Origin of the sequence: Vibrio nigripulchritudo (assembly GCF_027924785.1) — a bacterium.
In the GTDB taxonomy this organism is placed as follows: Bacteria; Pseudomonadota; Gammaproteobacteria; order Enterobacterales; family Vibrionaceae; genus Vibrio; species Vibrio nigripulchritudo.
The window spans coordinates 1,110,138-1,122,668 of the sequence record NZ_AP027049.1; the positions used below are offsets into that span (position 1 = coordinate 1,110,138).

The 12,531-nt window shown below is 46.2% G+C and carries 12 protein-coding genes; 8 read left to right on the plus strand and 4 right to left on the minus strand.

The window, feature by feature from the left end; translation table 11 throughout:
• The first annotated feature begins 98 nt into the window (after positions 1-98).
• The 3 genes from QMG91_RS05320 to QMG91_RS05330 all read left to right on the plus strand — a co-directional run bounded on the left by QMG91_RS05320 (position 99) and on the right by QMG91_RS05330 (position 3,017).
• Positions 99-371, plus strand: a complete 273-nt coding sequence (locus tag QMG91_RS05320) for an HU family DNA-binding protein (protein WP_004406206.1) — start codon at positions 99-101, stop codon at positions 369-371.
• 327 nt (positions 372-698) lie between these two features.
• Positions 699-2,570: a peptidylprolyl isomerase gene (ppiD, locus tag QMG91_RS05325; RefSeq protein ID WP_022590033.1), complete on the plus strand. Its 1,872-nt coding sequence runs from the start codon at positions 699-701 to the stop codon at positions 2,568-2,570.
• A 126-nt stretch (positions 2,571-2,696) separates the two neighbouring features.
• Positions 2,697-3,017, plus strand: a complete 321-nt coding sequence (locus tag QMG91_RS05330; RefSeq protein ID WP_022551233.1) for a ComEA family DNA-binding protein — start codon at positions 2,697-2,699, stop codon at positions 3,015-3,017.
• 56 nt (positions 3,018-3,073) lie between these two features.
• Here QMG91_RS05330 and rrtA read toward each other — a convergent pair whose 3' ends face one another.
• Complete coding sequence (rrtA, locus tag QMG91_RS05335; RefSeq protein WP_022598155.1) at positions 3,074-3,640, minus strand: rhombosortase; 567 nt, start codon at positions 3,638-3,640, stop codon at positions 3,074-3,076.
• Between rrtA and QMG91_RS05340 the strand changes: the two genes are divergently transcribed.
• Complete coding sequence (locus QMG91_RS05340; RefSeq protein WP_281829301.1) at positions 3,629-4,249, plus strand: tRNA-uridine aminocarboxypropyltransferase; 621 nt, start codon at positions 3,629-3,631, stop codon at positions 4,247-4,249. The genes rrtA and QMG91_RS05340 overlap by 12 nt on opposite strands.
• A 32-nt stretch (positions 4,250-4,281) precedes the next feature.
• Here QMG91_RS05340 and QMG91_RS05345 read toward each other — a convergent pair whose 3' ends face one another.
• The 3 genes from QMG91_RS05345 to QMG91_RS05355 all read right to left on the minus strand — a co-directional run bounded on the left by QMG91_RS05345 (position 4,282) and on the right by QMG91_RS05355 (position 7,595).
• Positions 4,282-5,601: an anti-phage deoxyguanosine triphosphatase gene (locus QMG91_RS05345; protein ID WP_281829303.1), complete on the minus strand. Its 1,320-nt coding sequence runs from the start codon at positions 5,599-5,601 to the stop codon at positions 4,282-4,284.
• Between the two features lie 47 nt (positions 5,602-5,648).
• A complete protein-coding gene (yfbR, locus tag QMG91_RS05350; RefSeq protein ID WP_281870188.1) occupies positions 5,649-6,233 on the minus strand; it encodes a 5'-deoxynucleotidase in 585 nt (194 codons plus the stop codon).
• A gap of 147 nt (positions 6,234-6,380) precedes the next feature.
• Complete coding sequence (locus tag QMG91_RS05355; RefSeq protein WP_022613111.1) at positions 6,381-7,595, minus strand: pyridoxal phosphate-dependent aminotransferase; 1,215 nt, start codon at positions 7,593-7,595, stop codon at positions 6,381-6,383.
• Between the two features lie 256 nt (positions 7,596-7,851).
• On the opposite strand from QMG91_RS05355, the gene QMG91_RS05360 reads away from it, so the two are divergent.
• Genes QMG91_RS05360 through menB form a run of 4 tightly spaced genes read left to right on the plus strand, consistent with a single transcriptional unit; the run spans position 7,852 to position 12,516 of the window.
• Positions 7,852-9,141 carry an isochorismate synthase gene (locus QMG91_RS05360; protein ID WP_281829394.1) on the plus strand — a complete coding sequence of 430 codons (1,290 nt, stop codon included), beginning with the start codon at positions 7,852-7,854 and terminating at the stop codon, positions 9,139-9,141.
• Positions 9,138-10,850, plus strand: coding sequence for a 2-succinyl-5-enolpyruvyl-6-hydroxy-3-cyclohexene-1-carboxylic-acid synthase (gene menD / locus QMG91_RS05365; protein ID WP_409351252.1), 1,713 nt, complete (start codon positions 9,138-9,140; stop codon positions 10,848-10,850). Before QMG91_RS05360 ends, menD begins: the two co-directional genes overlap by 4 nt.
• Positions 10,837-11,634: a 2-succinyl-6-hydroxy-2,4-cyclohexadiene-1-carboxylate synthase gene (menH, locus tag QMG91_RS05370; protein WP_281829396.1), complete on the plus strand. Its 798-nt coding sequence runs from the start codon at positions 10,837-10,839 to the stop codon at positions 11,632-11,634. Before menD ends, menH begins: the two co-directional genes overlap by 14 nt.
• Before the next feature lie 15 nt (positions 11,635-11,649).
• Complete coding sequence (gene menB, locus QMG91_RS05375) at positions 11,650-12,516, plus strand: 1,4-dihydroxy-2-naphthoyl-CoA synthase (RefSeq protein ID WP_281829398.1); 867 nt, start codon at positions 11,650-11,652, stop codon at positions 12,514-12,516.
• Positions 12,517-12,531 lie beyond the last annotated feature (15 nt).

Here is a 12,531-nt window from a genome sequence, read left to right on the forward strand (position 1 = left end):
CGCCTTTTCCCATAAGGCGCGGTTTAAAAATAACTAAATTTTTTAACGGAACGAATACTGCCAATTTTGGAATCGGTGGTACTAAAGGGGAACATCACGTGAATAAAACACAACTAGTAGAAAAAATCGCAGAGAACGCTGACATTTCTAAAGCATCAGCGGGTCGTGCCCTAGACGCATTCATTGAAGCAGTGAGTGACACTCTACAATCTGGCGACCAAGTAGCATTGGTTGGCTTCGGTACTTTCAGCGTACGTACTCGTGCAGCTCGCACAGGTCGTAACCCTAAGACTGGTGAAGAAATCCAAATCGCAGAAGCTAAAGTACCAGCTTTCAAAGCAGGTAAAGCGCTTAAAGACGCGTGCAACTAATTTTGGATTGACCTGCAAAAGGTCAATTACTGGGAATGGCGCTCAAAAACGCCAAAAAATCCTGAAATATGCGCATCAATGTGGTGCGCATTTCTTTTTCTGATATCATCTTCACCATTCAGCGCTATAAGGCGATTTGCCTGAATTCTTCTGAACAAGCTAATGTCCGAAAAAATGAAAATGTCCTCAGTTTTGAGGTGAACTTTTTTGTGGGCTACAGATCTAAATCACACATATTTATCAGTGAGCTGGCTTGTAGTATTCGCTAATGTGTAGATTTAATGGCTTAGTCAGAGCTCGGGCTCAATTTTGGAGAGTTGTTACATTATGATGGAACGATTGCGCGAAGGCGTAAACAGCATCGCAATTAAAATTATTTTAGGACTGATCATTCTGTCCTTTGTCTTCACAGGTGTGAGTGGCTACATTGGCGGTGGCAACAACGTTGCCGCAAAAGTTGATGGCATTGAAATTAGCCGCGGTGCTTTTGAGCAAGCGTATCAGAATGAGCGCAACATGCTTCAAGCGCAATATGGTGAACAATACGCAGCGTTGCTAGCAGACCCAGATTTCGTTCAAAGACTTCGTCAGTCTGTATTAGACAAGATGGTCAATGAAATCTTGCTAGAGAACCACGCTCGTTCACTAGGTATGCGCATCAGTGACGAACAAGTGCTGAACCTTATTCTTCAGATGCCTGAATTCCAGTTAGATGGAAAGTTCAATCAGGACATCTACGAAACATCATTGCGCCGTGCTGGTTACACGCCAGAATCCTTCGGCGAAGTTATGCGTCGTAGTGAAATTCGTAATCAACTTTTACAAGCGGTGAGCGCGAGCGAGTTCAGCTTACCGGGTGAAGTTGCCGACCAATCTAAACTGATTACTCAAACTCGTGACATTCGTACTTTGGAACTGAGTGTTGAAGAGTTTGCGAAAAAAGCTGAGTTATCAGACGAAGAACTTCAAGAGTACTACGAATCAAATTCGGCTCAGTTCACTCGTCCAGAGCAAGTTAAGGTTTCATACCTTGAACTGTCTGGTGAAGCGCTTAAAGCAAGCGTAGAAGTGACTGACGAAGACGTAGATGCTTACTACCAGGAAAACCTTAGCCAGTACTCCTCTGCGGAACAACGCAGCGTAAGCCACATTCTGGTTGAAGGTGACGACGAGGCAAAAGCTCAAGCGATTCTGGATGACCTGAACGCAGGGACTGACTTTGCTGAACTTGCGAAAACTCGTTCGGAAGACCCTGGCAGTTCCGACGAAGGTGGTTCATTAGGTTGGATTGAGCGCGACGTTATGGACCCAGCTTTCGAAGAAGCGGCATTTGCTCTGGCGAATGTAGGCGACGTAACGGGTTTGGTTAAGTCTGACTTCGGTTACCACATCATCAAGCTTGATGAGCTGAAAGCTTCAGAAACTAAGCCACTTTCTGAAGTGAAGGAAGAAATCAAAGCAGACTTGGTAAACCAACGTGCTGCGGAAAGCTTCCATGACATTTACACCGATCTTGAGCGTGTAGCGTTTGAGTCTCCAAATTCTCTAGCGCCGTCAGCAGAGTTGTTCGAAGGCACTGTACAAACTACAGAGTTTATCTCTCGTTTCAACGCGCCAGAGATTCTGAGCAGCCCAGAAGTCCAGGAAGCTATCTACAGCCCTGAAGTGAAAGAAGACGGTGAAAACTCTGTACCTGTGGAAATTGCGCCAGAACACGTTGTTGTGGTTCGTGTCGACGAGGTTCGTGAAGAAACGGTATTGCCTTTCGAAGAAGTGAAAGAACAAGTCGTTCAGCAACTGTCTGTTGTGAAAGGTGAGCAAAAAGCGGTTGAATTGGCTGACCAGTTGATTGAAGCGCTATCTAATGGCGATAGCAGCGTATTAGAACAAGAAGGCTTGGCGTTTGGCGAGCAGGAAACCATTAATCGTGGTAACCCTCTGGCTAACACGGTATTTGCAATGACCAAACCTGAAGAAGGTAAAAAGGTTTACAGCCAGTCTAAAGACTTCACAGGCAACATTGTGGTTGTTGAATTGGAGGGTGTTTCTTTTGAAGAACAGCCTGCATTTGCAGCACAAATTGGCATGCAACTGGTTCGCAGCAATGGTGAGCAAGACATGATTGCATTGAGCAAAGCGCTTCGTGATAAAGCGGATGTTGAGTTCTATGTGATTGATAATGCTAGTACTCACCCGTAAAAGTGTGTAACTAATTTGTCTATCAAACAGGTCGCTATATGCGGCCTGTTGTATTTTTAGTATTGATGATTTTCTAACCTTTGGTGACCGTACAAAATACGTTTTTTTATAACCAAGGAAGGAAATATGAAAATCATAAAACTGGCTTTGATAGCCGCTCTTTCTCTTTGCTCTGCCGTTTCTGCAAACGCGTGGGAGTCAAATTCGCCATCTAAAGCGGCTTCAAGCAGTGATAAGCATGCTGGAATAGAAATTACCGTAAACATCAATACAGCAACCGCTGAGGAGCTACAAACGCTTTTAATCGGCATAGGTGCTAAGAAGGCGAAAACCATCGTAGAGTTTCGTGAAAAGAACGGGTTATTTCAGTCTGCAGACGATTTGAGTAAAGTGAAGGGTATTGGCAACGCTACAGTTGACAAGAATCGTGACCGAATTCTGCTGTAGAAAACTCTCGATCAACAGACCCGAATATATGGATGTGAATGAGCGTTTGGTCGCGCTCATTTTTTTACCCATTTTTTGGGTTGCAAAGCACTAAGAATCAGACCAAACAAAGTACCAACTACATGTGCCTCTGTTGCCACTTTTGCTTCTATCAATGCGGCGGTGTCTGCCGAAGGTCCAACCCAGGTTTCCCATCCAATCTTAACCAGTACAGCCCCGACTAACAGCAAACTCGATTTTCTGCCCTGTATTGCTTCTGTGAGAGCGTAAAAAGCAAATATTCCATGCAGTACGCCTGAAAAGCCAACGTATTGATAAGTATCTGAAGCCAGTAAACCGACTCCAATTAATGCAGAAAGAAGAAGAACCAGAACAGCCATGGACAACCAGGATGCGGTGAAACGGAAAAAGAATGCAATCACCGCCAGGCTGGCCGCATTGAGAGCGAGATGATTAAGATTGGTATGGGTAAAATTTCCTGTTACGATTCGCCACCATTGCCCGTCTAGAATGTCATCTGCGTTCCAGGGCAGTATATCGCTGAATGTCGGAAGCTGTGCAACGACCATAACGATTACATAAATTACTACAACGGGAACCAATTCTGCTTTATGTCTGATCATCAATCTGAAACGCACTCTCGATATTGCCAAGATTGTGGGAAGGCGAAAAAAATGTGTATTTGCCACACCATTCAAAGCCTTCATTCTGAGGTAGAACTGCTGATTCTTCAACATCCGGATGAAGTGAATCGTGCAATGGGGACGGCTCGGATACTAAAGCTCTCGTTAGCGAATACGCATGTATTGATCGGAGAAGACTTCACAAACGATGAAAGACTAGCTCAATTGCTGGAGGATGACGCCTATTATCACTGTGTTCTGTTCCCGCAGGAAAGCAGCCTCTCTGTGTCCGAGATAGCTAAGCATAGGGGTAAAAAGCTAAGGGTGATACTACTGGATGGAACCTGGAAAAAAGCCTACAAGATGTGGAGGCTGAACACCATGTTGCATGACTTGCCTTGCCTCGCTTTGCCAGAAAACCTAGAAGGGAACTATCGAATTCGAAAAGCGCCTTCCAGTAATAGCTTATCGACAGTTGAAGCAGGGTTTCATGTACTTCGTCTTTTGGATAGCAGCCGGGATTTTTCCCCACTTCTGGATAGTTTTGAACGGATGGTGGACATGCAGTTTTCTCATATCCCACCGCATGTCCGTTCTAAAAACTACTGATTGTCTGAGCTGCTTGGGTCAGCATACCTTAATTAAGAGCAAAAAAGCTGCTGATGGAGTCTTTGCGCAGAGCCATCCGTGAGCGAAGATATGAAGTCAGTAATCACTCGCATTCCGCCGTCATGGCTTTCTGCGGCTTTTAACCATTCAAGGCGAGTTGAATCTGGCAGCAACCTTTCTGGATCCCCACTTATTGCCTCGAAGATATCCATAATCACTTGTTGCCCTTTGTATTCGACAACCTGAACTTCAGGAATCTGAATCACATATCGGCTTACAAACTGTTTGAAGATCTCGAGTGCTCGCTCTGAGGACGGCTCTAACGTCGCATTCCATTGAAGAAGAGGCTCATCAAATTTTCTCTCTGGTAACTCAGCGACGCTGATGCTGGTCAGTAATGCGTTAACGATGCCTCCAATTGCATCCTTACGCTGGTAATGGATACCGGAAAACAGTTTGTCGCTGATGGTTTGGATATTCTCCTCGAACCATTTGTCACCACATTCTGCCAGCTGGCTCGCTGCTACCTCCTGCCATTGGTTTCGGTGAACCAGCCCAAGTACGATGGCATCTTCCAAATCATGAATGCCGTAAGCAATATCGTCGGCCAGTTCCATGATCGAACAATCCAGCGATTTGAAACGAGTTTTCTTATGTTCGAAGGAACCATAGTCCTTCTCGCGCATGGCAGAGAAAGCAAGTTTGTCATTGTCGCTCAAAGGCTCCAGCACCCAGTCAAACAAGGATTTATCGTCATCGTATATCCCTTTGGCTGGATGCCAGTCGCTGGCTTTCAGTTTTCGTTGATTGCTGACCGATTCAGGGATCGAAGCGGAGCGAGTCTCACTGATTAAAGCCGGGTACTTAATCAACCCAAGCAGAGCGCGACGGGTTAAGTTCATACCATGGCTTTCAGTATAGGGTTCCAACTGGGTAACAATGCGGAATGTCTGAGCATTGCCTTCAAAGCCGCCATGTTCACGCATCATGTAATTCAGTGCGATTTCGCCGCCATGACCAAAGGGAGGGTGACCGATATCATGAGCAAGGCACAGTGCTTCCATCAGGCTGGAAGTCGGTAGCAATTCAGACAATTCAGGTTGTTTACGCTTTACTTGGGCTCGAATACCCGATCCCAGCTGTGCGGCTTCAAGAGAGTGGGTGAGGCGAGTACGGTGAAAATCATTGACGCCAGTGCCATGCACCTGAGTTTTCGCCTGTAACCTGCGGAATGCTGCAGAATGCAGGATTCTTGCTCGGTCTCGCTGGAACGGGTCACGGTGATCGTCGCGGCGCAGTTTCTGCTCTTCATTCATGCGCTCTTGCCAGGCGAAATGGTCGAGTTTGGTCATATTGTCCTCATTATTATCGTTATATTGGAACGTTGATGGTTGATGCTCTAGCTGATCTCATCTAGCGACATTTCAAAACTTTCGGCGAAGGTCTCTAGAAAGTAAAGCATCTCGGGCGACTCTCGGTCTTTGAGCGTTTTATCTAACCTCTTCTTCGCCTGTGCATATTCGTGGTTGCCGGCTGAAAGCTCTTCAAGGCATTTTAAATATGCGCAAAGGCAATCTGCCTGTTTTACGATCCCTTGGTCTTCCTGATTGGCATCTTTTGAAATAAGAAACGGCGCGAAGTCCTCCTGAAATTCTTCAGGCAGCATCGATAACAGTTTAGCTTCTGCCGCCGCTTCTATCTTTTTATATTCTTTAGCAATATCAGGATTATAGTATTTGACTGGGGTAGGTAAATCGCCAGTCAGGACTTCACTGGTGTCGTGATACATACCAAGAAGTGCAATGCGTTCGGGGTTTACGTTGCCGCCAAACTTTTGGTTTTTGATGATTGCCAGAGCGTGTGCCACAAACGCGACCTGAAGGCTATGTTCTGAAATGTTTTCAGTGGAAATAGAGCGCATGAGTGGCCAACGTTGAATAAGCTTCATTCTGGCCAGATGGGCAAAAAAGTGACTGCGTGCCATGTGGTGCTCCTTGTTTTTCACACGGTTCCCTATAGCTTAAGAGATTGAGTTTAAAGGCACAACTTAACTAGGAAATCCGGGACTTGAGATAACAGATTACAAACAAAAAGCGCACCCAATAGGTGCGCTTGAAAGAACATGTAAAGGTTACTGACGATATGTAGTCAGGAAGCGATCCAGCCTTCCAATGGCTGTCTCTAAGTCTTCGATGTGAGGCAAAGTCACAATTCGGAAGTGGTCCGGTTTTGGCCAGTTAAACCCACTCCCCTGAACCAGCAGTACTTTTTCCTGAATCAGAAAATCCTGTACGAATTTCAAATCGTTACTGATATTGAATTTTTTTACATCAATTTTAGGGAACAGATACATAGCGCCCTTAGGTTTAACGCAGCTGATCCCAGGAATTTGGGTGATCATCTCGTAGGCTTTGTCTCGCTGCTCCAACAGGCGTCCACCTGGCAAAATCAGTTCGTTAATACTCTGGTAGCCGCCTAAAGCCGTTTGGATCGCGTGTTGCATTGGTACATTGGCACATAGGCGCATTGACGACAGCATGTCTAACCCATCGACATAACCTTTCGCTTGCGCCTTAGGTCCTGTCAGAAACATCCAGCCACCGCGGAAACCACACACGCGATACGCTTTAGAAAGACCGTTGAATGTCACCATCAAAACATCGTCAGCAAGCGTGGAAATGGATGTGTGAGTTGCGCCGTCATAAAGGACTTTATCGTAGATCTCGTCAGCAAAGATGATCAGTTTATGCTGGCGAGCTATTTCAACCATCTCCAAAAGAAAGTCTCGGCTGTAAACGGCACCGGTTGGGTTATTCGGGTTGATCAGTACCAACCCACGAGTTTTAGGCGTGATTTTGGCTTTGATATCTTCTAGATCTGGGTACCAGTCTGATTCTTCATCACAAAGGTAGTGAACAGCATTACCTCCAGACAGAGAAACAGCCGCTGTCCACAGCGGGTAATCTGGCGCAGGCACCAACATTTCGTCACCGTTATCCAGAAGAGCCTGCATTGCCATCACAATCAGCTCAGAAACTCCGTTACCAATGTACACGTCTTCAACGTCTAAATTCAGCAAGCCCTTACGCTGATAGTGTTGAACCACGGCTTTTCTCGCCGAGTAAATACCTTTGGAGTCGCAGTAGCCCTGCGAGGTGGGAAGATTGCGGATTACGTCAACCAGGATTTCATCAGGGGCATCAAAGCCAAACGGGGCGGGATTACCAATATTCAGCTTTAGTATTTTATGCCCCTCTTCTTCCATGCGTTTAGCATGTTTGAGTACAGGACCCCGAATGTCGTAGCAGACATTGTCGAGTTTTGATGACATCCCGATATTTTGCATTGAGTAAATCCCGATTTATTTTATTTTAATTTTTAAAAGTACACTATTTAAGGTGTTAATAGAATAAAAATCTGTTTGAAATCGCAGGTTTTTATATTGTTCTGACATTCTGACCACAGGAGAGAGTGAGGGCTTGTCACTAATTTTTTGTGTAGCCCGAATTTCTCCCTAAATCGGCTCAGATTTGTCTGATATCAACAAATAGACTAGTCGAGATAGATAAGATGATCTCAGATTTCAGAAGAGTGAGATTGTCTTGTCGCCATTCAGAGCCAAAATCGAAGCGCTAATTGAACAAATTCAGACCGTTGTGGATCTCGATGAGCGAATCAGTATTCCATTCGAGCCAGACAATCCGTTTTCCCCTCTGGACTGGCTGGAAGCGCAGCCACATTCCACCAAACTCTATTGGCAATCACGCGACAAGAACCGCGAAGTTATTGCATTAGGTGTTGCCAGGACATTTGACACCCCTGAACTTGGCGAAAAGTACATCAAGTCAAATCAAAATCTCTGGGTGGTCATGCCATTTGATGCCCAGTACCCCGATGTATTCTTACCTAATATTGAAATTCAAAGACTAGGCTCAAATTGGACGTTGAGTGTCAATGTGAACCAGAGTAAAGAGGTGGCGATTAACGCGCTGGAACGAGTGAAATTAATAAGTCCGACTCATTTCTCATCACCCAACAATACTCAGGTTAAATTTGTTCGACATATTCCAGATCTGAAAGACTGGACCCACTCCATAAATCTCGCGTTATCAACATTCGAACATTCGGATCTGAAAAAAGTGGTGTTGGCGCGAGAATCTGAGTTCCTACTCTCTGAGCCTGCTTCTGGATTTACTTTGTTAAGAGAGAGTCAGACATCTAACCAAAACAGCTACCATTTCGCCTTCACCAAAAACAGAGATTCGTTATTCTTCGGATCGTCTCCGGAGTGCTTGTTCCGACAAAATGGATACGAGCTAGAAACGGAAGCCTTGGCAGGCACAATCGAGCGTGGTTGCGACGCGCGAGATGACTATGGAAAAGGTCACTGGTTGTGGAATGACAAAAAAAACCGTTACGAAAACCAGTTGGTTGTCGAAGACATCGAGTCGAGATTGCACCCTTACTGCAGCTCTTTAGAAATAAGTGAAGCTTCGTCTTTGATCCGCCTGGCAAAAGTGCAGCACCTAAAACGTAAGATTGTGGGATACCTAAATCCGAAGAAAGCCGAAAGTTCTTTGGTTGATGTGCTCCATCCGACTGCGGCGATTGCCGGACTACCAAAAGATCAGGCGATGGAGTTTATCCAGCAGAATGAGTCGTTTGAACGCGGGCTCTATAGCGGAGCGATAGGCTACATCAGTCAGGACCGTTCCGAGTTTTGCGTGTCTATTCGCAGCGCACTTATCAATAAAAAAAGCATCAAATTTTACGCCGGGGCAGGCATAGTGCCGGGATCAGCCCCCAATGCAGAATGGCAGGAGCTAAACAAGAAAATGTCGACGTTGCTTGACTTGTTGACAGAGCTACCAGAAGTGGAGGTGGCATCATGATTGAACAAGCCAGTTTGAACAGAACGTGGGCTAAGCTGATTTTAGAAGAGCTAACCCGATTTGGCGCAGAACATATCTGTATCGCTCCGGGATCCCGTTCAACACCACTGACGCTAGAAGCGGACGACCACCCCAATTTGAAATTACATTGTCATTTTGATGAGCGCGGGCTGGGCTTTTATGCATTGGGCATCGCTAAATCTACTCAAAAGCCCGTTGCTATCGTCGTGACATCAGGGACTGCGGTTGCCAATCTTCTTCCAGCAGTCTGTGAAGCGAATCTAACCGGAGAAAAACTGGTATTGCTTACGGCGGATCGCCCGGTTGAGCTGATTGATTGTGGAGCGAATCAGGCGATTGAGCAGGTCGGGATATTCTCATCTCACGTTGTAAAAGCACTCAATCTTCCTAGCCCCAATACCAGGGTTTCACCTAACTGGTTACTCTCCAGTCTGGATGAATGCTTACACCTACAGGTAGAGCAGGGTGGTGTCATCCATATCAACTGCCCATATCCAGAACCTTTGTACGGTGGTGAACCCGTATCTTTAGACTCCCACTACTTCAATGGTGTTCGGGGATGGTTTACCCATAAGAAGCCATTTACGACTAAACACAGTCAAGTTGTAGCAAACAGCATCAATCCAAACGATTTTGCGACTAAGAAAGGGGTAGTCATACTGGGTTCGCTGTCGTTAGAAGAAGCTCAGATTGCGAAAAAGCTCGCTGAGCGCCTCGGCTGGCCGATATTTTGCGACCCTCAATCCGGAGTGAGCAGCGAGTACGCTCATTTTGATCTCTGGCTGAGAAACGAAGAAGCCGCCAGAGTTCTTCAGGGCTGTGATTTTGTCCTCCAGTTCGGTGGACGAGTGGTGTCCAAGCGCTTGTTGAAGTGGATAGATGACCGCTCAGAAACATGTGAATACTGGATGGTGCAACCGTACAACCAACGACTGAATCCAGGGTTGAGAGCACAGAACCGTATTGCGACTCATATAACGCAATGGTGTTCAGAGATGTTGGACAGTCTGCACCCTGCGGAAGTCCGATTTCGAGGCTGGGCGGAAAGCCTGAAGGATATCTCGCAGAAAACTTCAGAGCTGATACAACGAAGTGAACACGCACTATGCTCTGAAACCAGACTGACCATCGACCTGTTTGAGGAGCAAACAGAAAGCACCAATCTGTTTTTAGGAAATAGTCTGATTGTCAGGTTAGTTGATATGCTCACCTCACTTCCAGACACAGAGGTGTATTCCAATCGTGGTGCCTCTGGCATTGACGGATTGATTGCTACGGCGGTAGGCATACATGCTGCCAGTGGTAAGAAGTCGTTAGTGATGCTAGGAGACACTTCACTGCTGCATGACATCAACTCTTTAGCGCTGTGGACTCATCAAAAAGCGCAGCCTTCGGTAATCTTTGTTTCCAATAACGATGGTGGTGCAATATTCGATTTCCTGCCCGTTCCGGCAAACAAGAAGCGTGCACTTTACCAAATGCCTCATGGGTTTTTGTTCAAACACGCTGCGATGCAATTTGGGCTGAGTTATACAGCGCCCGAAAGCACACAAACCTGTATTCAGGAAATTCAGAGTCACTTGAGCCAAGGTGAAGGCACACTGCTAGTCGAGCTGGTCACACCGCCGGAGCAAACCTCTCAGGAGCTCAAGCCTATTGTCGATAAGGTGATGCATGATCTTATCTAGCACCTGGTTGAATCACTCAGGACTCAACACTCAGAACAGCCCTGTCATTGTGTTTCTGCACGGGTTTCTTGGAAGTGCCGTCGACTGGCAGCCGATTATAGAGTACCTCGAAGGGGTAGACTGTCTGGCGATTGATTTGGCCGGTCATGGGCAGAGTTCGAAGGTTGAACCAAAAGACTTCATTACAGTTTGCCATCAGGTGGCGGAAACTTTAGAAACCCGTATTTCCAAAAACAGACCTGTTGTTCTTGTCGGCTATTCGCTGGGTGCCAGAGTTGCCATGTATGGGGTCGCAAATTCGATCTGGAGCAAGATAAATATTGTAAAAGTGATTCTGGAAGGAGGGCATTTTGGTTTACAAAATGAATCTGACAGGAAAAAACGCTGGGTAAACGACAAAAACTGGTCGCATCGTTTTTCATCGGAAATCATTGAACAAGTCTTACTCGATTGGTACACGCAGCCTGTGTTTAGTTCGCTAAATCATGAGCAAAGACAATATTTTATCGCTAAGCGACGGGATAATGATGCTAAAGGGGTCGCTCAAATGCTACGTGCGACATCGCTATCAAAGCAGCCTTATCTGCTCGCTCGTTTACAAAACCGAACCTCGATTCATTATGTCTGCGGGGAAAGAGATCAAAAGTTTAAAGCGCTCGCTGAATCAAGCGGTTTACCCTTCAGCGAAGTGAAAGATGCGGGTCACAACGTGCATCAGGAACAGCCTGCTGCGTTTGCCCGAATCGTCAATCAATGTATGGCTGAACATCAATATCAGTCGTAACTTCTGGAGAAAATTATGGCAAGAACTGTCGGTATCACTGAAGAAGAGCTTTACGCACCTGTGGAATGGCGCTGTGCCAACCCAGATTATCAGGATATTCATTACCATAAATCCAAAGAAGGCATAGCGAAAATTACCATCGCCCGACCACAGGTTCGAAATGCATTTCGTCCTCAGACGGTTAACGAAATGATTCATGCATTATCAGACGCTCGCTACGACAGTGATGTTGGTGTGATCATATTGACGGGGTTAGGTGAAGATGCCTTCTGCAGTGGCGGCGATCAGAAAATTCGTGGTGATTACGGTGGTTATCGTGATGAAGAAGGGACACATCATTTAAATGTACTAGACTTCCAACGTCAGATTCGTACCTGCCCAAAACCAGTGATTGCCTCGGTGGCTGGCTATGCGGTTGGTGGTGGTCATGTTCTTCATATGATGTGTGACTTAACCATCGCCGCGGAAAATGCACAATTTGGTCAGACGGGACCTAAAGTGGGGTCGTTTGATGGTGGTTGGGGTGCCTCTTACATGGCACGAATCGTTGGGCAGAAAAAAGCGCGAGAAATTTGGTTCCTGTGTCGCTTTTACGATGCGCTGGAAGCGTTGGATATGGGGCTGGTGAATACGGTTGTCCCAGTTGAACAGCTAGAGCGCGAAACGGTTCGCTGGTGCAGAGAAACTTTGCAGCATAGCCCAATGGCACTACGCTGTTTGAAGGCGGCACTGAATGCTGACTGCGACGGTCAGGCAGGTCTGCAAGAGCTGGCAGGTAACGCGACAATGATGTTTTACATGACAGAAGAAGGGCAGGAAGGTCGAAATGCGTTCAATGAAAAGCGCAGACCAGACTTCGACAAATTCCCTCGTAACCCTTAGGCAAAACGCACACAG